Genomic DNA, 26,457 nt, shown 5'->3' with positions numbered 1-26,457 from the left:
GCAGAGGGCAGGCCCGGAAAAGATCTTATTTGGTGGCGAGAAACTTCAGGGAGATCAGCTTCATCTGGTTGTTCACCTGTTCCACTTTTTCGCCAAAGAAATTGAAAAAGGCCATGCTGTACAAGGCGATGGCGATGCCCAGGCCGGTGGCGAACAATGCTGTGCCGATGCCGCGGCTGACGGCGGTGGGATCGGACGTGCCGTTGGCTGCAAGACTGTGGAACGCGTCGATAATGCCCATGATGGTTCCCAGCAGCCCCATCAGGGGCGACAGGGTAACGATGGTATCCAGCAGCCACAGGCGCTTGGTGATAAGAGGCTGTTTCGCCACATACACCGACTGGACGAAAAATTCCGTGGCGGCATGGGACATGGGGGCGGCATCCACGATCTCGCACATGGCCTGGCCCTGGGGGGCCCGGCTGTCGCAGAACTGGTCGCGCAGCGCCTTGTGCAGGTTGGAGTCATGGAGATGGCTGTTGACGAGGGCGGCGAGGCCTTTGCCCTCCTTCATGGCGTAACTGAAAAATATCATGCGTTCGACGATGACATAGGTCGCGATCAGGGCCATGCCCAGCATGGCGTACATGATCACATCATGGAGCAGGTTGTAGGACATTGCTTGCTTACCTCTTCTTGAATCGAAAATGCGGCGGGGCGACATGCCCCGCCTTGTGCGCTTAGATCGATGCGCCAATACTCAGGTAGTACGAACGCGGCGTCCCGGTGAAGTAGGTCGGGTTGCCGGCGGTCGTGCCTGTGTTGATGGATGACAGGTAGCTCTTGTCGAACAGGTTCTCGACGTTGAACTGGACTTTGAAGTCCTTCATGCCGTGGAAGCTCTTGGTCTGATAACCGGCACGCAGCCCGAAGACTTCATACCCGGGAGCGCTTTCCGTGTTGTCCACCGTGGAGTAGCGCTTGCCCACATACTTGCCGTTCACGCCGGCAAAGTAGTCACCCAGATGGTAGCTGGCGTCCGCGAAGAACATGACCTGGGGCGAATCCGGGACGATCTTGCCGCCGCTGTACACCACTGTCGTGGAGGAGGCCTGATAATTCTGGTCAAACTTGGAATCGTTCAGTGTCAGCGATGTGTAAAGATTGAAACGCTCGGTGGGGTGCCAGGTGGATGCCAGTTCCACGCCTTTGCTGGTGATGCTGCCCACATTGGAGTAGATGTCGGCGTTCAGTAGATAGCGGTTGGTGGAGTCCTTGATCTGCAGGATGCGGTTATCGTACTTGACCTGGTACAGAGCCAGGGATGCATCGAAATGCTCACGCTTGGTGCGGATGCCCAGATCTATGTTGGTAGAGGTCTCTGGCTTGAGATCCGGGTTGTAAGTTCCGACGGTCAGCACACTGTTCGAGGGGGCGCTGAAGTTCTGTGCATAGTTGCCGAATACCTGTTCCGTTGCGGTCAACTGATAGGTGGCGCCGATCTGGGGCAGGAAGGACTTGGAGTACTTCGCATTCCGGTTGTTGGCGTTGTTCAGGTTGTCCACGTAGTCGCGGGACACGGAAATCGCCTTGGCGCCCAGATCCAGCTTCATGCGGTTATTTAGCATGGAGATGGTGTCCTGGACATAGAAGGTGGTGGAATTCGTCACGAAGCTGCGATCGAAGTCGGTCTTGACCAGAGCGTTCCAGTTCGGATCGCCGTTCACTGCGGGGTTCAAGGTGTCGTACCACTTGCGGTCGTTATCGAACTTGTAGCGCTCCACCCACAGGCCGGCCGCCAGTTGGTGCTGACCCAGATCGTAAGTCAGCTTGCTGGTCATGCCATAACGGTCGGTAAAGTAACTGGACTGCCGGTACATCAGCTGTACCGCGCCGGTATTGGGGTTGTGGCCGGGATTATAGGTGCCGAAGCCATCTTCCTTCTGGTAATAGGGCACCAGGGTCAGGCGCATCTTGTCGGTTATTTTGAGATCCGCCGGGAGGCTCAACAACTTATCGGTACGGCCGTTGGTCCAGCCAGTGTAGTTGTTCTGATCCTGCAATGGATTGCCGGTCCAGGTGGTATTCAGATCATAGGAGCGGCCATATTTCTGGTAGTCCGCCAGGCTCATGTCCAGATAGTCGTGGTCGAAACGCTTGTTGTAGATGAAAGACAGGCCTACCTTGTTTTCGCCGAATATGTTCTGCACCTTGGTTTCGAAATGGTCGACCCAGTTCTTGCCGGCACCACGCCATTTCTCCGTGTCGGTGCGGGAGCCGCTGATAAAGGCCTTGGTGCCGTTGTCGGATTTGCCGGTATCCAGGCGGACGAATTCGCGGTGGGAATCGTAACTACCGCCGGACAGCTCGCCCTGCACACCGAACTGGTTGCGCGGATCGATGGTCTTGTAGTTAATGGAGCCGCCCAGAGAATTGTAGGATGGCGTGGACAGGTCGCCGGAACCTTGAGCCACCGTAGCCGACTCCAGGTTCTCGCTATCCATGAAGCGGCTCGCCGGGTTGCCGCCGGCAACCGCGTTGCTGGTCATGGGTACGCCGTCTACGGTCATGCCGATCTGGTCGGAGTTGAAACCGCGCATCTCGATATCGGTGCCGTATTCATAGATGCCGTATGGATCGGCGGTGGTCACGCTCACGCCGGGTACACGCTCCAGCGCCATCACCGGGTTCTTGCCGGGCGTCTGCTCCTGAAATTGCTTGCGGTCCACCGCGTTGCTGGCACGTACCTGACCTTCGCCCATCACAGACACCGCGCCGGTATCTACCGTTGCGTCTGTCGCTGTATCAGCATAGGCCGGCATCACCGCCAGGGCGCCCATCACAGCCAAAAATATTGGCGTCGGATTGAATCTGGATTGCATTGCTTTTCCCCTTGTTAATCATCGGTTAATGAATAGACGAGTTTTGTCTTGAACTGCTTCTGCGCTTCTCCTCGCCAAGCGTCATCCGGTATCGGCGGAAACACGGCAGCACGTACTGCCTGCAGAGCCGCTTTATCCAGAATCTCGCTGCCTGACGTTGCTGCTATTCCCGCGTCGATCAACTTGCCCTGCCGGTTGATAACGTAGAAAACTTCGACGGTGCCGCTCATGTCCAGCTTGCGGGCCAGCGCCGGATAGACTTTGTGCTGTTCGATCTGCTGTCGTACCTTGTGCACGTAGGCGCCCTCATGGCTCGGGTTGCTTACCGGGGCTGGCGGGGGCGCAGGCGTTGGTGTTGGCGGCGCTACCGCTGGCTGTGGCACGGGCGGAGCCGGAGGCGTCTGCGGCACCGGCTGGGGCGCGGGTGCCGGGGTCGGTACCGGGGTCGGGGTAGGTGCCGGTGCGGGTGTCGGTGAAACCGGTGCTGGTTTCGGTGTCGGCCTGGGAACCGGCTTGGGTTTGGGCACGGGTTTGGGTGGTGTGGGCTCCGGCTTGACCGGCACCTGAGGCTGCACCGGAACAGGTTCCGGCGCGGGAGGTTCCGCCAGGGTGATGCGGATGGGCGCGGCGACGGCCTTGGGCAGGGGTGATTCCAGGTGAAGTACCTGCTGGGAAATCACCATTAGAGACAGAATGGCCACAGCCATACCGCGCGCCACCCACTCCCGCTGAGAAAAAAACAGGCTGCTGTAAGACATGGAACCGGCTCGGTGCTCGTTATTTCTTTTTGGCGGCGATGGAAACGGCAGTAATGCCTGCGGACTTCACCACATCCATCACATCCACCAGGTTTTGCAGTTCGCTGCCCTTGTCGCCATCGATCACCAGGTCGATGTCCTTGTGGGTGCGTTTCAGATTCTGCAGGCCTTGCTCCAGCGAGCCCAGGTCGTAGTCCTTGCCTTCCAGCTGCAGACGCCCATGCTCGCCTATGGTGATGACCGCATGGTAGGCCCGGTCCAGATGATCCGGCTGGGCTGATCCCGGCAGCTGGGTCTTGATTCCCGTGGCCGGGATCACATTCATGCTAATCAGCACGAAGAACACCAGCAGAAACATCATCACATCGATCATCGGGATGATTTCAATACGGGCCTTGCGGCGCGGTTGGTCTTGCCAGATAAGCATCGAATGCCTCCTAAAATATTCAGTCAGTCGGATTTCAGGCAAAAGCGATCCCTGCACCCGAATCAGGCGCAAAAAATTTTGTTTTCCAGGATATGGCCCTCAACTGCGCGGTGGCGCTCATGCGCAACGCAAAGGCTCGCTTCGGACTGCCGACAATCCGGCCACTATAGAGGATGTTTGTTACCGTAATATGAATTTACATATCATGATGTGAATTCAAAAACCGGCAGAGAACTCAGGAATGGTTTTGCCGCTTATGCAGGATCGCAGCACTATGAGCCAGGGCTTTGATCCCCAGCACCACGGCTGCAATAGTGAACATGATGATGGTGGCGAAGGCGGCGGCCTGAGGCCAGTTTCCCGCATCGTTCAGGAGCAGGATGGATACTGCCGCCGGTGTGACCTCCGGGGAAACCAGGAAAATCAGCGCTGAAATCGTCACCATGCTGTGCATGAAATAGAACATGCCGATGCTTGCCATGGCCGGACGAATAAGAGGTAGTGTTACATGGCGGGCCGTGTGCAGGGCGCCACCCCCCAGGGTATGGGAGGCCTCCTGAAGTCGACTGTCAACCTGCTTCAGTCCGGTAGTGGCGATCAGGAAAGCCTGTGCATGGTAATGATAGACCGTGCACAGGGACAGCAGCGCAACCGTCCCGTAGAGCCAGTAGACGGGAAGCGACGGATTGTTGAAGGCCAGCACATAGCCCAGGCCCAACACCATACCTGGAACGGCGGCGGGCACTACCGATAGCAGATACAGAACCTGACGCAAGCGGCTGGACAGCTTGTGCACCACCATGGCAGCGAAGGTAGCCACCACCATGCCGATGACCGCTGTCGCCAGAGACATTTTCAGGCTCACCCACAGGGCGCCGTAACCGCCGGGCACATCCAGGGCGTAGTGCTTGAGGGTGAAGCCCAGATTGTAGGGCCATAGTTTAGTGAAGCTGGCAACCACTACCATCCCCACCACGACGACAATAGCCAGCGCGACCATCCCCAGAAAAAGGAGCATCGGGCCGTCTATGCGCCAGTCGCGTACTGGCCGATAGGGGGTGGCCTGCGACGAAATTGTGGCCTGGCGGCGGCCAATCCATTTTTCCGCGGCCACCGACAGCAAAACCGGAAACAGCAGCAGCACGCCGATCACTGCTCCCAAATGAAAGTTGGCCTGGCCCGCCACCTGATTGTAAATCTCGGTGGCCAGCACGTTGTAGTCGCCTCCCAATACCATCGGGTTACCAAATTCGCTGATATTGATTGCGAAGCCCAGAAATATGGCCGACAGAACGCCGTAACGGGCAGTCGGCAAGGTGACGCTGAGAAAGCGCTTGAAACCGCCGGCCCCGAGTAGTTTGGCAGCCTCGTACAGCCGTGCATCCGCCGATCCGAGGGACACCGACAGCACCAGATAGGCATGTGGCAGTCCGTACAATATGTTGGCCAGCAGGATGCCCCAGAAGCCGTAGATGTCGATATCCGTGCCCAGGTAACGGTTGACGATACCATTACGACCGAGGATGAACTGCACCCCCAACGCCTGGATCAGGGATGGCGCGAACAGGGGCAGCAGCATCACGCTGTGCCACAGCATCTTGCCCGGCACCTTGGTCCGGCGCAGCGCGTAGGCATAGCCGAAGGCGATGGCGGTCGTGGCCAGGGTCGCCCAAATCGATACGTTCAGGGTGTTGAACACGGTCTCCCGGAAGTGGGAGTCCTGAATGTAGCGGGCATAGTAGTCCAGGCTCCAGCGCCCGTCCGGGCGCAACACACTTTCCCGCAAAATTGTCCACAGGGGATAGAGCACGAACAGTGCAAGCGGCAGGATCGCCACCACTGCCACCAGAAACTCAGTCTGTTTCTTGCCGAGTTGCCAGCGGGTCTGGGGAGACGCGGTCATGGGCAGGCGTTCAGTGCTCATTCATCTGCCTGATCTCGTGAGGAGGGAGAAATATCGCCAACTGATCGCCGGGCGGCATTTCAATGTTCACGCGACCATATACCTCAAGACTGAGGAACTGGTCGGCCAGAGCGATTTCCAGACGGGTCTGCTTTCCCATGAATTGGGATTTCACCACGGTTGCCGGGAAACAATTTTCCGTTTCATTACCCACGGCAAGTGCCACCGCTTCGGGGCGAATACCCACCCGAGCGCAGTCGTTGTCCACAGGGCCGTGTATCGTCAGGGGACGCCCCGCCAGCATTAACGCACCGCTCGCTGCTCGTTGCACCCGTAACACATTGATATCGCCTACGAAGCCAGCCACGAAGGCAGTCCTGGGGTGGTGGTACACTTCCGGCCCGCTGCCGATCTGCTCGATTCGGCCGTCATTCATGACCACAATGCGATCTGCCACCGTCATGGCTTCTTCCTGGTCATGGGTGACCAGGATGGTGGTGATGCCGAGCCGGCTCTGCAGGTCCCGCATGTCTCCGCGCAGCTGGGCGCGTACCTTGGCATCCAGGGCCGAAAAAGGTTCGTCCAGCAGCAGCACATGGGGCCGGCCCGCCAAGGCGCGGGCGATAGCCATGCGCTGCTGTTGGCCACCGGAGAGTTGATGGGGCAGCTTGTCGACATGCTCGGCGAGTTGCACCAGTTCCAGCATCTCCTGCACCCGGCTGCGGGTGTCCACCCGGCTCCACTTGCGGCAGCGTAGTCCATAGGCCACGTTTTTACCCACCGTCAGATGGGGAAATAGTGAATAGGACTGGAACACCATGCCGAAATTACGCGACTGGGGTGGGACGTGGGTGATGTCTTGGCCGCCCAGGGTAATTCGGCCGGAGTCGGGTGTTTCCAAACCGGCAATCAAGCGCAGCAGGGTGGTCTTGCCGCAGCCGGAGGGGCCGAGGAAACACACCAATTCACCTGCGTTGATGGTGAGGTTGGCATCCCGTACGGCGGTATAGCCATTGAAGGATTTGCTGATGCCCGAAAGGCTCAGCATACCGGCATTGTCTGTAGTTGTCATGAAGCCAAAAATCGATGGAGTTCAACAAAAAGAGGGGCAGGACGCCCCGGCGGTCAGTGATGCTCAATCTCCCTCTGCCAGCGGGCCAGGGTCTGGGAACGTGTCTCCATGGACTGCTTGAAATTCATGGGGAAAAGTACTTTCTTCACGTCCGCAGGCAGACCGACGGCGGTCTCGCCCGCGCTGTGCCGCACCCCTTCGATGCCCACGATCTCCTTGTACTTGCCATACAGCTTCGCGGCGGAATCGGAGATGGTCCAATCCAAAAAACGCTCCGCGTCGTGCTTGTGGGTGGAAGCCGCCACCAGGGCGTTGGCCTCCAGCTCATAGCCGGCGCCTTCCTTTGGAATCACCATTTTCACCGGATAACCTTGCTTGACCGCCTCCATCGCCACAATGGCCGACGAAGCGCCGACGGCATACTCGCCCGTACTGGCCATGTTGCAGGGACGCGAACCGGACTTGGCATACTGCGCCACGTTGACGTTCAGATGTTTGAGAAAATCCCAACCCTTTTCACCGCCCATGCCCTGGAGGATCGACACTACCTGGAGATAGCCGGTGCCGGAGGAGGCCGGATTGGGCATCACCACTTCACCCTTGTAGGCTGGGTTCAACAGGTCCGACCAGCCGGCAGGCATGGGCAGGCCTTTGCGTTTCAGGCGATCCGTATTGACGCATAGGGCGGCCATGTAACCGGTGGGAGCAAACCATTTGCCGCCCGCGTCCCTGAACTGGGCCGGCATACGCTGTAGCCCTTTAGGCTGATAAGGCAACAGCAGTGCCTGGATGCGCGGGTCCATCATGTTGGTCAAGGCCCAGCCCCAAATGACGTCATAACGTGGGTGGCTGCCTTCGCTCAGAATACGCGCGCCCAGATCGCCGGTGGACATGCGCAGCACATTCACCTTGAGGTCGGGCATGTCCTTCCTGGCAGCGGCCAGGTAGTCAGCAATCTCGGGTTCCTCCAAGGATGTGTAGACAGTGATCTCGCCCGCGTTGGCCTGGGGCGACCGGGTCACGAAAAAACCGATGACGGCCACAACCAGGATCACGACGCCGGCAACAGATTTGAAATGCATTGTGGGAAACCTCTGGAAAAAACAATGAGGCGGCAATCTAGCATGATGGCGTCCCGATATTTGTGAAGATTTCGTGACGGCAAGGATATGGGTATTCGATGTACTCCGGATTTTAATAGGCATTTGAAATGCCGGTCAGAGCAGGCGCGAATTGAAGAAAATGGCGCCTTATCTTGCAGGGGCAGCAATAGGGAAGGTAAGCAGGATAAATGTGCGGTAGCGAACAATCAGCAGGGAAATGGGTCTGTAACATATTGACTGTTTCCTGATCCAGGCGGTTCGGCGAAGCGTAGGCCTGAACTTGATCGGGCATGGCTGGAGATGGCTAGTGTTAGCCTAAAATAGTTTCCCACTGATCTACAATCAATAACGCTGCAAGGAGGAAAAATGCTGATACGGAAAATGGCTGTCTCCGGTTTGTTGATGTTTGTTTACACATCCTGCGGGGCGCAGGATTTAAGCCTGCTGGCGGGGGGGATGCGCGCTTCCGGTATCCACGATACTTCATACGCCTGGGAACTGGATTACCGTCAGGGACTGAACGAAAACCTGGCATTTACCCTCTCCTGGCTAAATGAAGGCCATGTTCTCCATCATCACCGCGATGGTCAGAGCGCCCAAATCTGGGCGCGCACTAATCTGCTGGATCGGCGTTTATCGCTTGCCGCAGGTGTGGGGCCATATTTTTATTACGATACGACCGGTGCCGGCGCGGGATATATGGATAAGCATGGTTGGGGAACCATATCCAGTCTGGCCGCCACCTATTACACGAAAAGCGGATGGATTTACGAGGCGCGGGCTAACCGTGTGATTGCCAGCACCAGCATCAATACCACCTCCTTGTTGTTTGGCATTGGCTATCAACTGGAGCCTCCATTGGGTACGGAGCCTTCCGCAAGTACCCCACCTCAGACCGAGAAGCCGACTTCGAATCAGCTTACGTTTTTTCTAGGCCAGACTATCGTCAACAGTTTCGCATCGCAACATGACACAGCGCGAGCCATTGAGTTTAGGCACGGCGTATCGCCCCATTTCGAATGGTCGGCCAGTTGGCTGAACGAAGGAGATGCGCGCCTGATTCGACGCGATGGTGTCATCGCCCAGGCGTGGCTGGTGCATGGATTTTTTGATAACCATTTGACGCTGGGTGCAGGTCTGGGCCCTTACTTCAGTATTGACCGCTACCGCGCGCCGAAGCCGGGCGAAGCAAGCAATATTACGGTTTCCGCCATTGTGACAGCCTCCGCCGCCATCCGCGTGAGCCCGCACGTCTATCTGCGCACATCCTGGAATCGCATTGCCAGCACCTACAATCGTGATACGGACGTGATATTGATGGGACTGGGCTACAGCTTCTGATCGGAGATCCGCGCCAATCGTTGGCGAGATTGGTTTGCCGGGTGCATTGTCGACATGGCATCCACGCCATCCGCCTTTGTACCTCCCAAGCGTGTCTGGCGGAGAGGGTGGGATTTGAACCCACGATGACGGAAACCGCCATACCGGATTTCGAGTCCGGCGCATTCGACCACTCTGCCACCTCTCCAAGAGAGGCGCAATTGTACCCGCAAGCGTCGTTAAATAGAAGCCGCGAAACGGTAGGCCGGGCTAATGCCTCCGGGTAGACAAGCCGCAGATTCTCAGCGAGACTTGCCCCATGCGTAAATTGCTGGCGTTGAGTTTCAGCCTGTTGTTGGTGTCCTGTGATGTGACATTGCCCAAACCTCCACAGCCCGTAGCCCCGGTTTCCAAGACCGGGGAACTGGTCGTGCTGACCCACAATGGCCCCACTACTTATTATGAAAGCCCGAATGGTGAACCCACCGGGTTTGAGTACGACCTGGTCACCTTGTTTGCCAGGGAAGCGGGCTACCGGGTGAAATTCCTGGTCGAAGACAATATGGACAGCCTGTTCAAAAAGCTGGCGCAACATCAGGCGCACTTTGCGGCTGCCGGTATCACGCAAACCGATGCACTCAACAAACGCATGCGTTTTGGGCCGCCTTATTTCAAGGTGACGCAGCAGGTGATCTATAACACTGAAGCGATCAAACCGCGCGATTTTACCGACCTGGTAGGCGCGCGCGTGGCGGTAGTCGCCGGCAGCAGCGCGGTTGAAACCATGCTGGATATGCGCCAACGCATCCCCGGCCTGCATTGGACCGAAGACAGGTCCGGAGGGGGCGATGAGTTGCTTGACCGTCTGTCCAGGGGAGAACTGGACGCCGTCATCGTGAATTCCAACCAGTTTGATATTGCCCAAAATCTGTACGCCAATCTGGATGTCGCATTCGAAGTTAAACACCCGGATCAACTGGCGTGGGCTTTTCCCAAGAACGTCGATCCGGCCTTGTACGCTCAGGTACAGGCGTTTTTCAAGCGTATCCAGAAAGACGGCACGCTCAAGCGTTTGACGGAACGCTACTATGGCCACGCCGATCGCCTGGAAAGCGCGGACGTAGCGGGCATACTGGCGCGCATGAAAGATACGCTGCCCAAATACCTGCCGTATTTTCACGAGGCGGAGGAGTTGACCGGCATTGACTGGCGTCTGATTGCCGCCATTGGCTATCAGGAATCGCACTGGAACCCTTACGCTACGTCACCCACCGGGGTGCGCGGGCTGATGATGATGACCGGAGATACGGCCGACAGGATGGGCGTGACGGACCGCCTCGATCCGCACCAGAGCATTATTGCCGGTGCGAAATATCTGGCGTTGCTGGTAGACGCGATGCCGGACAGGGTGGAAGAGCCAGACCGGACCTGGATGGCGCTGGCGGCCTACAATCAGGGCCAGGGTCATCTGGAAGATGCTCGAATCCTGGCGCAGCGGCGCAAGCTCAGTCCGCTGTCCTGGAGTGACGTCAAGCAGACGCTGCCGTTGCTGGCGCGTTCCCAGTACAACAGCCAGTTGAAGCACGGTTACTGCCGCGGCGGCGAGGCGGTGGTATTTGTGGAAAACATCCGCACCTACTACGACATCCTGGTCAAATACCAGCGGCCCTATAAACCGCTGTTGTTGTCCAAAAGCGAACCCGGAATATAGTTTCAGTCTGGCAAAACTGTTGTTGCCACTGATTTGAAGAAGTTATTTTTCCACGATGATCTGTGTCAACGCCCCTCGCTGCCCTCCAGCACAAAGCGCGCACCCCCATCCTGCCCCAGCACTTTCGTCAGATAAGGCATGATCCCTTGCAAACCCGCACGTAGCGTCCACGGTGGATTGATCACGAACATGCCGCTGCCATGCATGCCGAAGCCGTCGACTCTGGGCGTGCACACCGTCAGGTTCACGTTCAGCCAGCTATTCGCCGGGATGTTTTTGAGTGCAGCAGGAAAATGCTTCGCTTCGTGGCGCTGCAACAGCGGGTACCACACTGCGTAAGTACCGGTGGCAAAGCGTTTGAGCGCATCTTTCAATGCGGCGGGCACGCGCTGGTAGTCCTGCTTTTCTTCATACGAAGGATCGATCAGCACCAGGCCGCGACGTGGCGCAGGCGGCAACGCCGCTTTCAGCCCGGCAAAGCCGTCAATATTCTGCACTTTGACGCGCCTGCCCGCCTCGGCAAAATTGGCACCAAGGAGCTGGCTATCGGTGGGGTGCAGCTCGAACAGCCGCAGTTGATCGTGCTCGCGCAGCAGCTGCTGCGCAATCCACGGCGAGCCGGGGTAGGCGCGCAATGTTCCTGCTGGATTCAACTGCCGTACCAGGCCGACATAAGCGGCCACAGCGGCGGGCAGATCGTCGCGTGCCAGCAGGCGCGTAATGCCGCTATGATATTCGGCATTTTGCTGCGCGTAGCCGGTATCCAGCGCATACAAACCGGCACCGGCGTGGGTGTCGATGGCCCAGTAGGGTTTGTCTTTTTGATTGAAATAATCCAGCAGCTGCATCAGCACAAGGTGCTTCAGCACATCGGCGTGATTGCCTGCATGGAAGGCATGACGGTAACTCAGCATGGGTAGGTACGCCGAAGTGCTCCGGGTTACAGCGCTTGCACGCCGCCCATATACGGCCACAGCACTGCGGGTATCGTCACCGAGCCATCCGCCTGCTGATAATTTTCCAGGATGGCTACCAGGGTTCGTCCTACCGCCAGCCCGGAGCCGTTCACGCTGTGCAACAGTTCCGGCTTGCCCTTTTCGCTGCGGAAACGCGCCTGCATGCGGCGCGTCTGGAAAGCCTCGAAATTGCTGCACGAGGAAATTTCGCGATAGGTGTTTTGCGCAGGCAGCCACACTTCCAGATCGTAAGTCTTGGCGGCAGAAAAGCCCATGTCGCCGCCGCACAGCGCCATTTTTCGGTAAGGCAAACCGAGCGCCTGCAGGATGGCCTCGGCATGGCCGGTGAGCGCCTCCAGCGCGGCGTAGGACTGCTCCGGTTCGACCAGTTGCACCAGCTCCACCTTGTCGAATTGGTGCTGGCGGATCATGCCGCGCGTGTCGCGGCCATAGGAGCCGGCTTCGGAGCGGAAGCAGGGGGTGTGGGCGACGAATTTCAGCGGCAGTTGCTCGCGCGCCACAATCTCGTCGCGAACCATGTTGGTCAACGGCACTTCGGCGGTGGGAATGAGGTAAAGGTTTTCCGCATCGGCGCGTGGCACGTGAAACAGGTCTTCCTCAAACTTTGGCAACTGCCCGGTGCCGCGCATGGAATCGGCGTTGACCAGATACGGCACATACATTTCAGTGTAGCCATGCTGCGCCGTATGCGTATCCAGCATGAACTGCGCGAGCGCCCGGTGCAGTCGCGCCAGGCTGCCGCGCAGCAGCGAAAAACGTGCTCCGGCCAGTTTGCTGGCGGTCTCGAAATCCAGTCCCAGCGGGGTACCCACATCCACGTGGTCTTTCACCTCAAAAGCAAACACGCGCGGCGTTCCGAAGCGGCTCACTTCCACATTGTCGGCGTCGGATTTCCCGGCCGGCACGGATTCATGCGGCAGATTGGGAATGGTCATCAACAGCGTATTGAGCGGCGCCTGCAGCGCTTCCAGCGCGGATTCCGCAGCTTTCAGTTCAGTGCCGAGATTGGCCACTTCCGCCATGATGGCGGAGACATCCTCGCCCTTGGCCTTGGCCATGCCGATCTGTTTGGAGCTGGCGTTGCGTTTGGCCTGCAACTCCTGGGTACGGGTCTGCAGTTGCTTGCGTTCGGCTTCCAGACGCTGGAATTCGGTGGTGTCGAGCGTATAGCCGCGCGTAGCAAGGCGTTGCGCGACACCGTCGAGGTCGTTGCGGAGTAGTTGAATGTCTAGCATGTTTACCTTTAAAAATCGTTAGCCACAGAGAACACAGAGTTCACAGAGAAATGCGTTTAATGCCGTCAATCAGGCGCTTGTGGCCAAAATTAATAAGCAGCGCTTGTCTGAGACCGGTTGCTTTGAGGTAGGAAAGTGTCTGAGCAAGTGCTGATTCTGGCAAGGTTCTGAGCGATTTTAACTCTACGATTACCAAACTCTCTACTAACAAGTCCAAACGCTGTCCATGAATGACCAAATCCTTATATTGCACATCGACTGCCATTTGACGGACATAACCGATGTTGCGTAAGCCCAATTCGTGGCACAGTGCCTGTTCGTAAATTGATTCCAGCAACCCAGGCCCCAGTAGACGGTGGACCTCAATTGCCGCGCCAATAATTGCTTCAGTCAGCTCGTCTGTCACATTTTTCCCTGAGTTCTCTATGGCAGTCAGTTTTTTACACCGCTTAAAACGCTTAGCCACAGAGAACACAGAGGCCACCGAGCAATGCATTAATCAAGCGTATGTGGACAAAATCAATGAATCAGCTTAATCGCGCCAAAAATTGATTCAGTCATCTCGTCTGTCACGCTTTCCCTGAGTTCTCTATGGCAGTCAGTTTTTACACCCTTAAAACGCTTAGCCACAGAGAACACAGAGGCCACCGAGCAATGCATTAATCAAGCGTATGTGGACAAAATCAATGAATCAGCTTAATCGCGCCAAAAATTGATTCAGTCATCTCGTCTGTCACGCTTTCCCTGAGTTCTCTATGGCAGTCAGTTTTTACACCGCTTAAAACGCTTAGCCACAGAGAACACAGAGGCCACCGAGCAATTCATTAATCCAGCGTATGTGGGCAAAATTAATGAATTAGCTTAATCGCCCCCAAAATTGATTCAGTCATCTCATCTGTCAGGTTTTTCTCTGAGTTCTCTGTGATCTCTGTGGCAGTCAGTTTTTTTTTTCGTCGCCTCGTCCAGCCCGCGCAAATACGCGAGCCGATCGGCTATTTTTCCTTCCAGCCCGCGCGGGGTCGGGGTGTAAAAGTGCGCGTTGACGCCTTCCGGCAAGTATTCTTCCCCGGCGGCGTAGGCGTCCGGCTCGTCGTGCGCGTAGCGGTAGGCGTGGCCGTAACCCAGTTGCTTCATCAGCTTGGTCGGGGCGTTTCTGAGATGCACCGGCACTTCGCGTGATTTGTCCGCCGCGATAAAGCTGCGGGCGTTATTGTACGCCACATACACGGCGTTGCTCTTGGGCGCGCAGGCAAGGTAGATCACCGCTTGCGCCAGTGCCAGCTCACCTTCCGGGCTGCCCAGGCGCTCGTAGGTTTCCACCGCGTCCAGGGTCAGGCGCAGCGCGCGCGGGTCGGCCAGACCGATGTCCTCGCTGGCCATGCGGATCAGGCGGCGGCTGACGTAGAGCGGATCTGCGCCGCCGTCGAGCATGCGCACCATCCAGTACAGCGCGGCATCGGGATTGGAGCCGCGCACTGACTTGTGCAGTGCGGAAATCTGGTCGTAGAAGTTGTCGCCGCCCTTGTCGAAGCGCCGCGCGCCGCGGGCCAGCGTGGTGTGGATGAACTCCTCGTCGATCTCATGGCGGGCGGCATCGAGTGCAGCATTGGCGGCTTGTTCCAGCAGATTTAACAAGCGCCGCGCATCGCCATCGGCGTAACCGGTGAGTTGGGCGCGCGCAGCCTCGGTGATGGCAATGTCCGGGTAGACATTGCCCCGTGCGCGTTCCAGCAGCGCAGCGAGATCGGCCTCCTCGAGGGGTTTCAACACATACACCTGGGCGCGCGACAGCAGCGCGCTGTTGACCTCGAACGAGGGGTTTTCGGTGGTGGCGCCGATAAAGGTGAGCAGTCCGGCTTCAACGAACGGCAGGAAAGCATCCTGCTGGGATTTGTTGAAACGGTGCACCTCGTCCACAAACAGCAGGGTACGCCGTCCCTGCCCCTGCATCATTTCGGCGCGCGCCACCGCATCGCGGATTTCCTTGACCCCGGAGAGCACGGCGGACAATGCGATGAATTCCATGTCGAACCCATCGCTCATCAGCCGCGCCAGCGTGGTCTTGCCCACGCCCGGCGGCCCCCACAGGATCATCGAGTGCGGCTTGCCGGATTCAAACGCGACGCGCAGCGGTTTGCCGGGGCCGAGCAGATGGGTCTGGCCGATCACTTCGTCCAGGTTGCGCGGCCGCAACCGTTCGGCCAGCGGCGCGCTGTCCAGCGGATGATCGAACAGGTCGGCGTGACTCACTTGCCGTCGGAGATGACGTCCACGCCCTGCGGCGGGGTGAAATGGAAGTCGCTGGCGGGGAGCACCGGATTACGTTGAAGTCCGGCAAATTTCAGCACTGTGGTCTCGCCGAAATTGTCCTTGATTTCCATGCTTACCAGCGTGTTTTTGCTGAACCCCATGCGCACGTTTTCAAACGTGCTTTCCTTGTCCTTGGGGCGCGCATCCAGCCATTCCAGACCATCGCGGGTGCCGGCATCGCTGATCGTGTAAAACTTGTCGATGTCCTTGCTGCCCGCCAGCAGTGCCGCCGGGCTGCTGCCCAATGCCTGTCCCAGCTTCTTGATGGTGACCTGTTGCAGATCGGCATCGTACAGCCAGATTTTTTTGCCGTCGCCCACAATCACCTGCTCGTAAGGCTTTTCATACACCCAGCGGAATTTGCCGGGACGCGCGAAAGCCATGGTGCCGGATGACTGCTGGCGCGTATGGCCATTCTTGTCCAGCACGGTCTGCGTGAACGTGGCGCGCGCCGTTTGAGTATCTGCGACGAAGGCCTTGAGTGCATTGATGCTGGAAGCCGCTGCGCTGGCAGAGAAAATCAGGAGTGCGATAAGGAGGCTGAGTTTTTTCATTGAGATTTCAAGTCTATTGTTCAGGATGAACAGGATGGACAGGTTTTCCGGTAAATGGTTTACGTCGCCGGGCTGGCATCATGATTAATATGGAGTAAAAAGATTGGGCGGGCAATGAGTTGATGGGACATGCCGATGGCCCGTCATCACGTTGCTCCGGCTAGCGTTGTCCCATCGCATGATCTTCATTCCCGGTTCTGGGCCAGCACTTCACGGTTGCCATTGCTCTGCATCGGCGTGACCAGCCCGGCCTGTTCCATGGCTTCGATCAGCCGCGCGGCGCGGTTGTAGCCGATACGCAGATGGCGCTGCACGGCAGAGATCGATGGGCGCTTGGTTTTCAACACCAGGGCGACGGCTTCGTCATACAGCGGGTCGCTCTCTGCATCGCCGCCGCCAACGGCAGTTTCGCCACCGACTTCATTGTCCTCCGGGGTGTCGAGAATGCCTTCAATGTAATCCGGCTCGCCCAGCTGTTTCAGGTATTCCACCACCTTGTGCACTTCTTCGTCGGCCACAAATGCGCCGTGCACGCGTTGCGGATAGCCGGTACCGGGGGGCAGGTAGAGCATGTCGCCCTGGCCGAGCAGGGCCTCCGCGCCCATCTGGTCGAGGATGGTGCGCGAGTCGATCTTGCTGGATACCTGGAACGCGACGCGGGTGGGGATGTTGGCCTTGATCAGGCCGGTAATCACGTCCACCGACGGGCGCTGCGTCGCCAGGATCAGGTGTACCCCGGCGGCGCGGGCTTTTTGCGCCAGCCGCGCGATCAATTGCTCGACGGCCTTGCCCACCACCATCATCATGTCGGCCAGCTCGTCGATCACCACCACGATCATCGGCTGCTCTTCCAGCGGCTCGGGGTTATCCGGGGTCAGGCTGAACGGGTGGGTGAGCGGGGTGCCGGATTTTTTCGCGTCGCGCACTTTCTGGTTGTAACCGGCCAGATTGCGCACGCCGAGCGTGGACATCAGTTTGTAGCGGCGTTCCATCTCGGCCACGCACCAGTTGAGCGCGGCGGCGGCCTGGCGCATGTCGGTGACCACCGGCGCGAGCAGATGCGGAATGCCCTCGTACACCGACAGCTCGAGCATTTTCGGGTCGACCAGGATGAGCCGTACCTGGCTGGGGTCGGCCTTGTACAGCAGGCTCAGAATCATTGCGTTGATTGCCACCGACTTGCCCGAGCCGGTCGTGCCGGCCACCAGGACGTGCGGCATTTTGGCCAGATCGGCCACCACCGGGTTGCCGGCAATGTCCTTGCCCATCGCCATCGCCAGCGGGCTCGCCATGTCGTGATACACCTTGGCGGACAGGATTTCCGACAGGCGCACGATCTCGCGTTTGGGGTTGGGAATTTCCAGCGCCATGGTGGTTTTGCCGGGAATGGTTTCCACCACGCGGATACTCACCACCGACAGTGCCCGCGCCAGATCCTTGGCGAGATTGACGATCTGGCTGCCCTTGACGCCGGAGGCCGGCTCGATCTCGTAGCGGGTGATCACCGGGCCGGGCAGGGCGGCGACCACGCGCGCCTGCACGTTGAACTCGGCCAGCTTGCGTTCGATCAGGCGCGAGGTGAATTCCAGGGTTTCCGCCGACAGGCTTTCCACATGGGCCGTCGCGGCATCCAGCAAATGCAGCGGCGGCAAAGGCGAATCCGGCATTTCGGCAAACAGCGGCGCCTGCTTTTCCACCTGCACGCGTTCCGATTTGATAATGGTGGGCGGGGGTGTTTCGATGATCACCGGGGCGCGGTCCACGTTGCGCCGTTTCTCTTCCATCACCATCTCGTCACGACGCAGCGTGGCGGCTTGCCCCACGCGCCGTTCGCGTCGCGCGGTCCAGGTCTCGATGGCCCAAAACCAGCTGCGTTCGAGATATTCCCCGGTTTTTTCCACGACGGTCAGCCAGGAAATATTGGTAAACAGGCTCAAGCTGGCGGCAATCAATACCAGCAAGGCCAGCGTGCCGCCGGTAAAGCCCAGTATCCGGACGACGGCTTCCCCCGCAATCGCCCCCAGAATACCGCCCGGGTGCTCCGGCAACGCGATGTGCAGGCTGTACAGGCGCTGCGATTCCAGCCCGGCGCTGGACAGCAGCAGCAATACAAATCCGGCGCTGCGGATATACAGGGAGCGGCGGTCGGACGCTTCGGAAATCTCCAGCTTGCGATATCCCCACCAGGTGGCATACAGCGCCAGTGCCACCAGCCACCAGGTGGAAAGCCCGAATAACGAGAGCAATATGTCGGCCAGATAGGAGCCCAAAGTGCCGCCCACATTGTGCACACTGCCTTGTCCGCTATGCGACCAGCCCGGATCGGACTGGGAATAAGAGAACAGGATGACCGCCAGGAACGCAGCCAGCGCGACACTCAGCAGCCAGCCGATCTCGCGCAGCAGGCCGCTGAGCCTTGGCGGGAGTGGTTTACGGACGGATTTCTGAGTATTGCGCCGGGTAATCGACATGGTCGGATAATTTACAGGAATGCAAAATTATAACTTGAACCTTGTCCAGTCCGTGACCATCTTCCATACTGTTTCAGTTTTCCATTCTTCAATCCCGCTACGGAGTACTGCATGTCCACAACCCAACACCATCGCCTCATCATCCTCGGCTCCGGTCCGGCAGGCTATTCCGCCGCCGTGTATGCGGCGCGCGCCAATCTGAACCCCGTCGTCATTACCGGTATGGCGCAAGGCGGCCAGCTGATGACCACCACCGACGTGGACAACTGGCCGGCCGACGCCGACGGCGTGCAGGGGCCGGAATTGATGGCGCGTTTCGAAAAGCACGCGCGCCGCTTCAACACCGAAATCATTTTCGACCACATCCACACCGCCAAGCTGAGCGACAAGCCCATTACGCTGATTGGCGACCAGGGCATCTATACCTGCGATGCGCTGATCATCGCCACCGGCGCGTCGGCCATGTACCTGGGGCTGGAGTCCGAACAGGCTTTCATGGGCAAGGGCGTCTCCGGCTGCGCGACCTGCGACGGTTTCTTCTATCGCGACCAGGATGTGGCGGTGATCGGCGGCGGCAATACTGCCGTGGAGGAAGCGCTGTACCTGTCCAACATCGCGCGCCATGTCACCGTGGTGCACCGCCGCGACAAGTTCAAGTCGGAAAAGATACTCGCCGATCATCTGATGGAGAAGGTCAAGGAAGGCAAGGTCAGCGTGGAATGGAACAGCCAGCTGGACGAAGTGCTGGGCGATAAAACCGGCGTCACCGGCATGCGCATCAAGTCCACCGTGGACGGCAGCACCAGGGATATCGCCCTGACCGGGGTATTCATCGCCATCGGCCACAAGCCCAATACCGATATTTTCACCGGCCAGATTGAGATGGAAGGCGGCTATATCGTCACCAAAGGCGGCAACAAGGGCAACGCCACCGCCACCAATATCCCCGGCGTGTTTGCCGCTGGCGACGTGCAGGACCACATCTACCGCCAGGCTGTGACCAGCGCCGGCACCGGCTGCATGGCCGCGCTCGACGCCGACCGCTACCTGGAAAGCCTCGGCAAGTAATCAGCTCATGGCCGGGCGCGTGCCTCCTGCGGACGACGCCGCGCTGTTCAAGGCGGCGGTGGAGGACGCCCGGCCGCTGCCCGAGCATGGCAAGGTCGAGCCGGTCCTGCCGCGCGTTTCGCCCATCCCGCGCCAGCGTATCCGCGACGAACAGCAGGCGCTCGCCGACAGCCTGTCCGACCACATCGCCTGGGAAGACGCCATGGAAACCGGCGAGGAGCTGGTGTTCCTGCGTACCGGCTTGCGCCGCGACACGCTGAAGAAGCTGCGGCGCGGGCACTGGGTGCTGCAGGCCGAGCTGGATTTGCATGGGTTGGTCAGCGTCGAAGCCCGCCAGGAAGTGAATGCATTCATCGCCGGCTGCAGCAAGCGCGGCCTGCGCTGCGTGCGCATCATTCACGGCAAGGGGCTGCGTTCCAAAAACCGCGAGCCGGTATTGCGCACCAAGGTAAAAAACTGGCTGATGCAAAAAGATGAGGTCCTGGCGTTTTGCCAGGCGCGCGCGGTGGACGGCGGCAGTGGCGCGGTGGTAGTGTTACTCAAGTCTTCATGAAAACCGTTTTGGAGGAGCACCATGGCAACAATTACCGAATTCGAACTTCCCTCCACCGGCAACCGGACCTTCAAACTCTCGGATGCGCGCGGCAAGAAACTGGTGGTGTACTTCTATCCCAAGGACGATACCCCAGGCTGCACTGTGGAGGGCTCCGACTTCCGCGATTTGTATGACGAATTTCAGGCGCACCATTGCGAGATTGTGGGCATATCGCGCGACGATCTGAAATCCCACGAAAAATTCAAGACCAAGCTCAGCCTGCCGTTCGAGCTATTGTCCGACACAGACGAAAAAGTGTGCGAACTGTTCGGCGTGATGAAGCTGAAGAACATGTACGGCAAGGAAGTCCGCGGTGTCGACCGCAGTACCTTCGTGTTCGACGCCGACGGCAAGCTGGTCAAGGAATGGCGTAGCGTGAAATCCGCCGGCCACGCGCAGGAAGTGCTGGACACCGTTAAAACCCTCTAGGAGAAAATCTGAATGCCCCGCAAAGCCGCTGCGCTCACCAAGCTGTTTGTTCTTGATACCAACGTGCTGATGCACGACCCCACCAGCTTGTTCCGTTTTGAAGAGCACGACATTTTTTTGCCGATGGGCACGCTGGAGGAACTCGATCACAACAAGAAAGGCATGACCGAAGTGGCGCGCAATGCGCGTCAGGCCAGCCGCTTCCTGGACGAAATCGTATCCGGTTGCGAAGATTCGATCGAAGCCGGGATTCCGCTGAGCAGCAAGAGCCGCAAGGCAGCCACCGGACGGTTGTTCCTGCAGACCAAAATTTCGCGCATCGACACCCCGCTCACTCTGCCCAACAGCAAGGTGGACAACCAGATTCTCGGCGTGATCCTGAGCCTGCGCGAAGAGCAGCCCAAGCGCCAAGTCATCCTGGTGTCGAAAGACATCAACATGCGCATCAAGGCGCGCGCGCTGGGTTTGCCTGCCGAGGACTACTTCAACGACAAGGTACTCGAAGACACCGACCTGCTCTACGCCGGGGTGCGCGAACTGCCGGAAGATTTCTGGGACAAGCACGGCAAGGGGATCGAATCCTGGCAGGCCGACGGCCACACCTGGTATCGCGTCAAGGGGCCGCTGGTCAGCCATCTGCTGGTCAACGAATTCGTCTATCAGGAGGGCAGCAATCCGCTCTACGCCATTGTCCGGTCCGTTGATGGCAATGTCGCCGAGTTTCAGACCATCAAGGATTACAGCCATCAGAAAAACAACGTGTGGGGCATCACCGCGCGCAACCGCGAGCAGAATTTCGCGCTCAATGTGCTGATGGATCCGGAGGTCGATTTCGTCACCCTGCTGGGTCAGGCCGGCACCGGAAAAACTCTGCTCACGCTGGCCGCAGGGCTGATGCAGACGCTGGAGCACAAGCGCTATTCGGAAATCATCATGACCCGCGTGACCGTGCCGGTGGGCGAGGATATCGGTTTCCTGCCCGGCACCGAGGAAGAGAAAATGACGCCGTGGATGGGCGCACTGGAAGACAACCTCGACGTGCTCAACAAGACCGACGACAGCGCCGGCGACTGGGGACGCGCCGCCACCCAGGACCTGATCCGCAGCCGCATCAAGGTCAAGTCGCTGAACTTCATGCGCGGGCGCACCTTCCTCAACAAATACCTGATCATCGACGAGGCGCAGAACCTCACCCCCAAGCAGATGAAAACCCTCATCACCCGCGCCGGTCCCGGCACCAAGGTGGTGTGCCTGGGCAACATCTCGCAGATCGACACGCCTTACCTCACCGAGGGCAGCTCCGGCCTGACCTACGTGGTCGACCGTTTCAAGGGCTGGCCGCATGGCGGGCACATCACCCTGGCGCGCGGCGAGCGTTCGCGGCTGGCCGACTGGGCGGGTGAGGTGCTATGACGCGCGCACTGCTGGCCTTGCTTGGCTTGCTGGCGTTCGCGCCTGCGGTCCAGGCGGCCAGTTGCCGCGACGTCGTGCACGCATTCAATCAGCAGTCGCGCCCACACATCGACGAGGCCGAGCTGACGCAGGCCCTGCAAACCCTCAACGCCGATCGCAATACGCGCCTGCCGGATAAATTCGTCACCAAGCGCGAGGCGCAATCCGCCGGCTGGCAGCGCGGCCACGACCTGTGGGAGGTGCCCGCGCTGCACGGCAAAAGCATAGGCGGCGACCATTTTGGCAACCGTGAACGCCGGTTGCCCCACGGCCAGTGGCGCGAAGCCGACCTCGACTACAACGGCGGCCATCGCGGCGCCAAGCGCCTGATCTTCTCGCGCGAAGGCCGCCGCTTCGTCACCGTTGACCACTACCGCACCTTTACCGAGATCCCCGCCTGCCAATGAAAACCTGCCACCTGCAAAGCATCACCAGCATGAAAACCTTCTACGACCAGATCGCGAAGGATTTCGCCTTCCCCGAACATTTCGGGCGCAATCTCGACGCGCTGTGGGATGTGCTGACCGACGACGTCGAAGGCCCGTTTGAACTGATCTGGGAAAAGCCGGGGGTTACGCGCGATGCGCTGGGGGAGGATTACTGGCGGTTGCTGGAGATACTGGCGGATGTGGTGGCAGAGCGGGAGGATTTTAGGTTGGAGTTACGGGGGTAATATGCCGCGAAACCGAAATCGTATTTGACATCGATTTATATTGTGTCTGACTCTTTATGACGGCCGTCATGGGCAAAGTCACTTTGATTAAGCTGGCTGCCATATTCATCATGAAGGCAGCTCTTATCTATCTCATGCTTCCGTTATTGTGGGTGGATATAACCTTGTTCGGTATCGGAATACCGAGATATGTTTTTGAGAAAGAACCATTTCTCATGGCTGTAGTTTTCGTTGCCACTATTGGAACGGCAATTTCCGTTGCACTAAAATCAAAAACACCGATTATGTGGGCGATATTCATTACCGCTTATTCGGCAGTCTTTTTCATCTCCATCTTTACTTCGCTTGCGTTGATTGCAATTTGCATGGGCATCGGTGCGGTTAGCTTCCTGTACAGGAACAGATTCACAGAACCATTTCTCGTGCTGCTTCCAATCATTGCCGGCGCATGGTTGTTTTTGCAGTTTGTTTACGGGTTTTCCCTTGTTGCTTGGGCTAATTACTTAATTGGCCAAAGAAATTTGAGTGAGTCATTGCTACAAGGTGCTCGGACCCTTAGCGACCAAGCCATGCAAGTTGCAATTATTGCTCCACTCATCACGATGTATTTTCTTGGCAAGCATAGCTACGTAAAGCTTTATCCTATTTTCAAATCTATACGAAAATGAAAATCCAGCCTAATCGATCAGAAAAACCGGAAATGCGGCTCAGGCCTTGCATTAACACATACCAAAGCTAATGGACGCGCCTATGCGACGCGCATCGCTTGAACATGGTTTGCCGGGCTACCCCCGGCAAACCATGTTCAAGCGATGCGCAGTCCCTACGGGATACCTTCGTCTGAACCGCTCAGGCGGGGGGCTGCGCAAACGCCCTGACAGCTTGCACAAACCGCAAGCTGCTGCGGAGCTCGAGCAGTGCTCGCCTAAACCTTCCGCCTGACCGGTTCAGACGGAGCGGCGCAGAAGGGGGTTCAAAGAACGCGAAGTCACGCGCGTTGCGCGTGGTTGTTTAACGACAGGGGACAGACCACGGTTTATGCTAATCTTTGTACGCCATGGCAAGGAAGGAATAGACCATGACTCGCCGTGTCCGTTTGTCCCTGCCCAATGTGTCACAGCATATTGTCCAGCGTGGCAACAACCGGCTGGCTTGCTTTTATGCTGTCGAGGATTACCGCTTTTACCTGGGCTGGCTACGCGAACACTCGGGTAGGACTGGCTGCCGTGTTCATGCCTACGTACAAGGCTGGAGAACTCATGGAACTTTACGAATTGGTTTATGTAAGTGCGGCTAGGCGGGAAATGTCACTCTCGGACCTGACAGCACTCCTCGAGCAATCGCGCAAGAAAAATGCCCGACTGCACATCACCGGTTTGCTTGTCTATCATCAAAGAGAGTTCATGCAGTTGTTAGAAGGAAGCAAGTCAGACATCTTCTCTGTATACGAGACGATTTGCAAAGACGAGCGCAACCAACAGAATCGATTGTTGTGGGACGGACCTATTGCACAAAGATCATTTGCAAATTGGTCAATGGCATTTCTTGTCCCAAGCGAATTGTCTCTCGAAGGGAAGCCAGCTTACTCAACCTTCCTTCAGCAAGGTTTTGGTGCACAGGCCCTCAGCACGCCAAAAACCATGGGAAAGAGATTTCTATTGTCTCTCCGAGATGATTTTCTTAGAGAATGAAGATGCCATCGCGAGTATCAGGTTGTGTCAGAGTCCGCCCAACAATCGGCCCAACTCGGTAATTCAGGCGCAGGTCTTGCATTAACACATACCAAAGCTAATGGACGCGCCTATGCGACGCGTATCGCTTGAACATAGTTTGCCGGGGGTAGCAAGGCAGCTAGTCACTTTTTCTTGTGTGACCAAGAAAAGCTAACCCAAAAGAAAGCCACCCCACTGCGCCGTCCCTGCGGGATACCTTCGTCTGAACCGCTCAGACGGGGGCTGCGCAAACGCCCTGACAGCTTGCACAAACCGCAAGCTGCTGCGGAGCGCGATCAGTGCTCGCCTACCCTTCCCGTCCGACCGGCCCAGAAGGGGAGTTCAAAGAACCTTGAGTCACGCACGTTGCGCGTGGCTTTTTTGTTTTTGAAATCCCCTTTTCCGCCAGCGCATCCCCCAGCTTGGGGCCGCGAGTTTGACCTGTACCGGGGGAAAAAATATGTAAAGCTCAAAAATTGACATGACCGCTTTAAGTGCTATTTTTACACCATGGTTGACTTTACGTGCGCTTGGCGCAAAGCCTGGTGCCCCAGGCAATCTTAGCCCCGCAACATCCAAACGCAGGCTTTGCCTGCAAGGCAAGGCGCCTCCGCTACTCCAAGGAGGCGCCGACTGGCATTGGGAGGTAATGATGTTCACCACCAATCCGTTCATCCCGTTGACAGATTTTCTGTCCCCACTCTTCATGCAGGTTTACATCGTTCTGATGGTACTCGCGGTCGCCGCCGGAACATTATTCGATCTATATCACAAGGGCAGTGCCAAATTCTTCCTGCGGCAGAGGGAGCAATCAAGAGCCGCCGCAACGCGGAAGCTTGGTGGCGCGGATATGGCTGCAATCGCGACCAGAACCCTCGCGCACGATGTGGCGACTTTCGGTGAATTCTGCAACCGGAACAGAAGGATCTCCCATGTCCTGATGTTCTATGGTTTCGTGCTCTATCTCATCACGACCGTTGCGATGGCATTCATTTACCCGGCAGACCCGCGTACGCCGGTTGTCCTGCCGGTACTGTGGAACATCGGCGCTCTGATGGTACTCATCGGTGGTTACTGGTTTTTCTTTTTTCTCAGGGTAAACGTGGCCAAGGAGGGGCATTCGCCATTTCGCCTGGTGCGTGCCGACCTGTTCATCGTCTCGCTGCTGTTGAGCGTGACGTTCGCTCTTATCTGGGAAATCGTGCAGACGGCGGGCAATCTGCGGGCGACGCAGATCACCTTTGGTATCTATATCTTCTTTACCACGGTGCTGTTCCTCGGCGTTCCGTGGTCCAAGTTCGCGCACATGTTCTATAAGCCCGCGGCGGCGTTCCAGAAACGGGTCGAGGAGGCAAACGGTTCCTCCAGCCTGCCGCGACCGTCCGACGCGCAGTACATAGAGAGGTAAGCCTATGCCCACCTTCGTTTACATGACGCGCTGCGACGGTTGTGGACAGTGCGTGGACATCTGTCCGTCCGACATCATGCACATCGACAGGACCTACCGGCGCGCTTACAACATCGAGCCCAATTTCTGCTGGGAGTGTTATTCGTGCGTGAAGGCCTGCCCGCAGCATGCGATCGACGTGCGCGGCTATTCGGATTTCGCGCCGCTGGGCCACAGCGTCCGGGTGCTGCGGGAAGAGGAGAAGGGAGTGGTCTCATGGAAGATCAAGTACCGCGACGGGCGCGTGAAGGGGTTCGCGTTCCCGATCCGGACCACGCCCTGGGGTTCCATCAAGTCGCCTTCCGATTACCCGGCGCCCGACGCGAACGATCTCGACTCGGTAATGCTCGCCCACGAACCCGAGGCACTCAAGGTCGAGAAGCTTCCAACCTTGCCTCGTTACGAACAGGGGTGATGC

The 26,457-nt window shown here is 58.0% G+C and carries 25 protein-coding genes and 1 tRNA gene; 12 read left to right on the top strand and 14 right to left on the bottom strand.

Features of this window, described 5'->3' with window-relative positions; genetic code table 11:
- Nucleotides 1-25: 25 nt before the first annotated feature.
- From ACFDAU_RS11295 to ACFDAU_RS11265, 7 genes are all read right to left on the bottom strand, one after another.
- Complete coding sequence (locus ACFDAU_RS11295; protein ID WP_413437015.1) at nt 26-619, bottom strand: MotA/TolQ/ExbB proton channel family protein; 594 nt, start codon at nt 617-619, stop codon at nt 26-28.
- A gap of 61 nt (nt 620-680) precedes the next feature.
- On the bottom strand, nt 681-2,822 hold the full coding sequence (locus ACFDAU_RS11290; RefSeq protein WP_413437014.1) for a TonB-dependent receptor family protein: 2,142 nt from the start codon (nt 2,820-2,822) through the stop codon (nt 681-683).
- Nucleotides 2,823-2,836: 14 nt separating this feature from the next.
- On the bottom strand, nt 2,837-3,580 hold the full coding sequence (locus ACFDAU_RS11285; protein ID WP_413437013.1) for an energy transducer TonB: 744 nt from the start codon (nt 3,578-3,580) through the stop codon (nt 2,837-2,839).
- Nucleotides 3,581-3,599: 19 nt separating this feature from the next.
- Nucleotides 3,600-4,007 (bottom strand): ExbD/TolR family protein, encoded by a 408-nt coding sequence (locus ACFDAU_RS11280; RefSeq protein WP_413437012.1) that lies wholly within the window; start codon nt 4,005-4,007, stop codon nt 3,600-3,602.
- A gap of 235 nt (nt 4,008-4,242) precedes the next feature.
- Entirely contained in the window at nt 4,243-5,931 is a 1,689-nt protein-coding gene (locus tag ACFDAU_RS11275; RefSeq protein WP_413437011.1) for an ABC transporter permease subunit, read from the bottom strand.
- Nucleotides 5,921-6,982: an ABC transporter ATP-binding protein gene (locus tag ACFDAU_RS11270; RefSeq protein ID WP_413437010.1), complete on the bottom strand. Its 1,062-nt coding sequence runs from the start codon at nt 6,980-6,982 to the stop codon at nt 5,921-5,923. The genes ACFDAU_RS11275 and ACFDAU_RS11270 overlap by 11 nt, the downstream gene beginning before the upstream one ends.
- Nucleotides 6,983-7,035: 53 nt before the next feature.
- Nucleotides 7,036-8,064, bottom strand: coding sequence for an ABC transporter substrate-binding protein (locus ACFDAU_RS11265; RefSeq protein WP_413437009.1), 1,029 nt, complete (start codon nt 8,062-8,064; stop codon nt 7,036-7,038).
- Nucleotides 8,065-8,451: 387 nt separating this feature from the next.
- Between ACFDAU_RS11265 and ACFDAU_RS11260 the strand changes: the two genes are divergently transcribed.
- On the top strand, nt 8,452-9,426 hold the full coding sequence (locus ACFDAU_RS11260) for a hypothetical protein (protein ID WP_413437008.1): 975 nt from the start codon (nt 8,452-8,454) through the stop codon (nt 9,424-9,426).
- A 96-nt stretch (nt 9,427-9,522) separates the two neighbouring features.
- On the opposite strand, the gene ACFDAU_RS11255 is transcribed toward ACFDAU_RS11260, so the two are convergent.
- A tRNA-Ser gene (locus ACFDAU_RS11255) sits at nt 9,523-9,613 on the bottom strand.
- Between the two features lie 111 nt (nt 9,614-9,724).
- Between ACFDAU_RS11255 and mltF the strand changes: the two genes are divergently transcribed.
- Entirely contained in the window at nt 9,725-11,116 is a 1,392-nt protein-coding gene (gene mltF / locus ACFDAU_RS11250) for a membrane-bound lytic murein transglycosylase MltF (protein ID WP_413437007.1), read from the top strand.
- Between the two features lie 65 nt (nt 11,117-11,181).
- Here mltF and ACFDAU_RS11245 read toward each other — a convergent pair whose 3' ends face one another.
- The 6 genes from ACFDAU_RS11245 to ACFDAU_RS11220 form a co-directional block, all read right to left on the bottom strand.
- Nucleotides 11,182-12,030, bottom strand: coding sequence for a 23S rRNA (adenine(2030)-N(6))-methyltransferase RlmJ (locus ACFDAU_RS11245; protein WP_413437006.1), 849 nt, complete (start codon nt 12,028-12,030; stop codon nt 11,182-11,184).
- A 26-nt stretch (nt 12,031-12,056) separates the two neighbouring features.
- Nucleotides 12,057-13,328, bottom strand: coding sequence for a serine--tRNA ligase (gene serS / locus ACFDAU_RS11240; RefSeq protein WP_413437005.1), 1,272 nt, complete (start codon nt 13,326-13,328; stop codon nt 12,057-12,059).
- A 40-nt stretch (nt 13,329-13,368) separates the two neighbouring features.
- Nucleotides 13,369-13,794: a GxxExxY protein gene (locus ACFDAU_RS11235; RefSeq protein WP_413437004.1), complete on the bottom strand. Its 426-nt coding sequence runs from the start codon at nt 13,792-13,794 to the stop codon at nt 13,369-13,371.
- A 425-nt stretch (nt 13,795-14,219) separates the two neighbouring features.
- Nucleotides 14,220-15,578 carry a replication-associated recombination protein A gene (locus tag ACFDAU_RS11230; protein WP_413437003.1) on the bottom strand — a complete coding sequence of 453 codons (1,359 nt, stop codon included), beginning with the start codon at nt 15,576-15,578 and terminating at the stop codon, nt 14,220-14,222.
- The gene (gene lolA / locus ACFDAU_RS11225; protein WP_124705970.1) at nt 15,575-16,192 is read right to left on the bottom strand and encodes an outer membrane lipoprotein chaperone LolA; all 618 of its coding nucleotides are present in this window, start codon (nt 16,190-16,192) and stop codon (nt 15,575-15,577) included. The genes ACFDAU_RS11230 and lolA overlap by 4 nt, the downstream gene beginning before the upstream one ends.
- A gap of 185 nt (nt 16,193-16,377) precedes the next feature.
- Nucleotides 16,378-18,663 (bottom strand): DNA translocase FtsK, encoded by a 2,286-nt coding sequence (locus ACFDAU_RS11220; protein WP_413437002.1) that lies wholly within the window; start codon nt 18,661-18,663, stop codon nt 16,378-16,380.
- 111 nt (nt 18,664-18,774) lie between these two features.
- Between ACFDAU_RS11220 and trxB the strand changes: the two genes are divergently transcribed.
- The 10 genes from trxB (at nt 18,775) to aprB (ending at nt 26,454) form a co-directional block, all read left to right on the top strand.
- Complete coding sequence (gene trxB, locus ACFDAU_RS11215) at nt 18,775-19,731, top strand: thioredoxin-disulfide reductase (protein ID WP_413437001.1); 957 nt, start codon at nt 18,775-18,777, stop codon at nt 19,729-19,731.
- Between the two features lie 7 nt (nt 19,732-19,738).
- Nucleotides 19,739-20,284: a Smr/MutS family protein gene (locus tag ACFDAU_RS11210; protein WP_413437000.1), complete on the top strand. Its 546-nt coding sequence runs from the start codon at nt 19,739-19,741 to the stop codon at nt 20,282-20,284.
- A 21-nt stretch (nt 20,285-20,305) separates the two neighbouring features.
- Nucleotides 20,306-20,755 (top strand): peroxiredoxin, encoded by a 450-nt coding sequence (locus tag ACFDAU_RS11205; RefSeq protein WP_413436999.1) that lies wholly within the window; start codon nt 20,306-20,308, stop codon nt 20,753-20,755.
- 12 nt (nt 20,756-20,767) lie between these two features.
- Complete coding sequence (locus tag ACFDAU_RS11200) at nt 20,768-22,168, top strand: PhoH family protein (protein ID WP_413436998.1); 1,401 nt, start codon at nt 20,768-20,770, stop codon at nt 22,166-22,168.
- Nucleotides 22,165-22,614, top strand: coding sequence for a ribonuclease domain-containing protein (locus tag ACFDAU_RS11195; RefSeq protein ID WP_413436997.1), 450 nt, complete (start codon nt 22,165-22,167; stop codon nt 22,612-22,614). Before ACFDAU_RS11200 ends, ACFDAU_RS11195 begins: the two co-directional genes overlap by 4 nt.
- Nucleotides 22,611-22,880 (top strand): barstar family protein, encoded by a 270-nt coding sequence (locus ACFDAU_RS11190; protein ID WP_413436996.1) that lies wholly within the window; start codon nt 22,611-22,613, stop codon nt 22,878-22,880. The genes ACFDAU_RS11195 and ACFDAU_RS11190 overlap by 4 nt, the downstream gene beginning before the upstream one ends.
- Nucleotides 22,881-22,948: 68 nt before the next feature.
- Nucleotides 22,949-23,548: a hypothetical protein gene (locus tag ACFDAU_RS11185; RefSeq protein ID WP_413436995.1), complete on the top strand. Its 600-nt coding sequence runs from the start codon at nt 22,949-22,951 to the stop codon at nt 23,546-23,548.
- Between the two features lie 591 nt (nt 23,549-24,139).
- A complete protein-coding gene (locus tag ACFDAU_RS11180; RefSeq protein WP_413436994.1) occupies nt 24,140-24,571 on the top strand; it encodes a BLUF domain-containing protein in 432 nt (143 codons plus the stop codon).
- Between the two features lie 670 nt (nt 24,572-25,241).
- The gene (locus tag ACFDAU_RS11175) at nt 25,242-26,000 is read left to right on the top strand and encodes an adenylyl-sulfate reductase (protein ID WP_413436993.1); all 759 of its coding nucleotides are present in this window, start codon (nt 25,242-25,244) and stop codon (nt 25,998-26,000) included.
- Nucleotides 26,001-26,004: 4 nt separating this feature from the next.
- Complete coding sequence (gene aprB, locus ACFDAU_RS11170; protein WP_413436992.1) at nt 26,005-26,454, top strand: adenylyl-sulfate reductase subunit beta; 450 nt, start codon at nt 26,005-26,007, stop codon at nt 26,452-26,454.
- Nucleotides 26,455-26,457 lie beyond the last annotated feature (3 nt).

Source organism: Sulfuriferula sp. GW1 (assembly GCF_047300855.1).
GTDB lineage: Bacteria > Pseudomonadota > Gammaproteobacteria > Burkholderiales > Sulfuriferulaceae > Sulfuriferula.
This window is presented reverse-complemented; position numbering and strand designations above follow the sequence as displayed.

Coding starts and splice junctions, on each gene's coding strand:
- ACFDAU_RS11245 (WP_413437006.1), bottom strand. CDS start 12,030: ATGCTGAGTTACCGTCATGCCTTCCATGCAGGCAATCACGCCGATGTG.
- ACFDAU_RS11275 (WP_413437011.1), bottom strand. CDS start 5,931: ATGAGCACTGAACGCCTGCCCATGACCGCGTCTCCCCAGACCCGCTGG.
- ACFDAU_RS11175 (WP_413436993.1), top strand. CDS start 25,242: ATGATGTTCACCACCAATCCGTTCATCCCGTTGACAGATTTTCTGTCC.
- ACFDAU_RS11220 (WP_413437002.1), bottom strand. CDS start 18,663: ATGTCGATTACCCGGCGCAATACTCAGAAATCCGTCCGTAAACCACTC.
- ACFDAU_RS11260 (WP_413437008.1), top strand. CDS start 8,452: ATGCTGATACGGAAAATGGCTGTCTCCGGTTTGTTGATGTTTGTTTAC.
- aprB (WP_413436992.1), top strand. CDS start 26,005: ATGCCCACCTTCGTTTACATGACGCGCTGCGACGGTTGTGGACAGTGC.
- ACFDAU_RS11210 (WP_413437000.1), top strand. CDS start 19,739: ATGGCCGGGCGCGTGCCTCCTGCGGACGACGCCGCGCTGTTCAAGGCG.
- ACFDAU_RS11280 (WP_413437012.1), bottom strand. CDS start 4,007: ATGCTTATCTGGCAAGACCAACCGCGCCGCAAGGCCCGTATTGAAATC.
- ACFDAU_RS11270 (WP_413437010.1), bottom strand. CDS start 6,982: ATGACAACTACAGACAATGCCGGTATGCTGAGCCTTTCGGGCATCAGC.
- trxB (WP_413437001.1), top strand. CDS start 18,775: ATGTCCACAACCCAACACCATCGCCTCATCATCCTCGGCTCCGGTCCG.
- ACFDAU_RS11285 (WP_413437013.1), bottom strand. CDS start 3,580: ATGTCTTACAGCAGCCTGTTTTTTTCTCAGCGGGAGTGGGTGGCGCGC.
- ACFDAU_RS11190 (WP_413436996.1), top strand. CDS start 22,611: ATGAAAACCTGCCACCTGCAAAGCATCACCAGCATGAAAACCTTCTAC.
- ACFDAU_RS11195 (WP_413436997.1), top strand. CDS start 22,165: ATGACGCGCGCACTGCTGGCCTTGCTTGGCTTGCTGGCGTTCGCGCCT.
- ACFDAU_RS11265 (WP_413437009.1), bottom strand. CDS start 8,064: ATGCATTTCAAATCTGTTGCCGGCGTCGTGATCCTGGTTGTGGCCGTC.
- ACFDAU_RS11200 (WP_413436998.1), top strand. CDS start 20,768: ATGCCCCGCAAAGCCGCTGCGCTCACCAAGCTGTTTGTTCTTGATACC.
- serS (WP_413437005.1), bottom strand. CDS start 13,328: ATGCTAGACATTCAACTACTCCGCAACGACCTCGACGGTGTCGCGCAA.
- ACFDAU_RS11185 (WP_413436995.1), top strand. CDS start 22,949: ATGGGCAAAGTCACTTTGATTAAGCTGGCTGCCATATTCATCATGAAG.
- ACFDAU_RS11290 (WP_413437014.1), bottom strand. CDS start 2,822: ATGCAATCCAGATTCAATCCGACGCCAATATTTTTGGCTGTGATGGGC.
- mltF (WP_413437007.1), top strand. CDS start 9,725: ATGCGTAAATTGCTGGCGTTGAGTTTCAGCCTGTTGTTGGTGTCCTGT.
- ACFDAU_RS11295 (WP_413437015.1), bottom strand. CDS start 619: ATGTCCTACAACCTGCTCCATGATGTGATCATGTACGCCATGCTGGGC.
- ACFDAU_RS11180 (WP_413436994.1), top strand. CDS start 24,140: ATGGAACTTTACGAATTGGTTTATGTAAGTGCGGCTAGGCGGGAAATG.
- lolA (WP_124705970.1), bottom strand. CDS start 16,192: ATGAAAAAACTCAGCCTCCTTATCGCACTCCTGATTTTCTCTGCCAGC.
- ACFDAU_RS11205 (WP_413436999.1), top strand. CDS start 20,306: ATGGCAACAATTACCGAATTCGAACTTCCCTCCACCGGCAACCGGACC.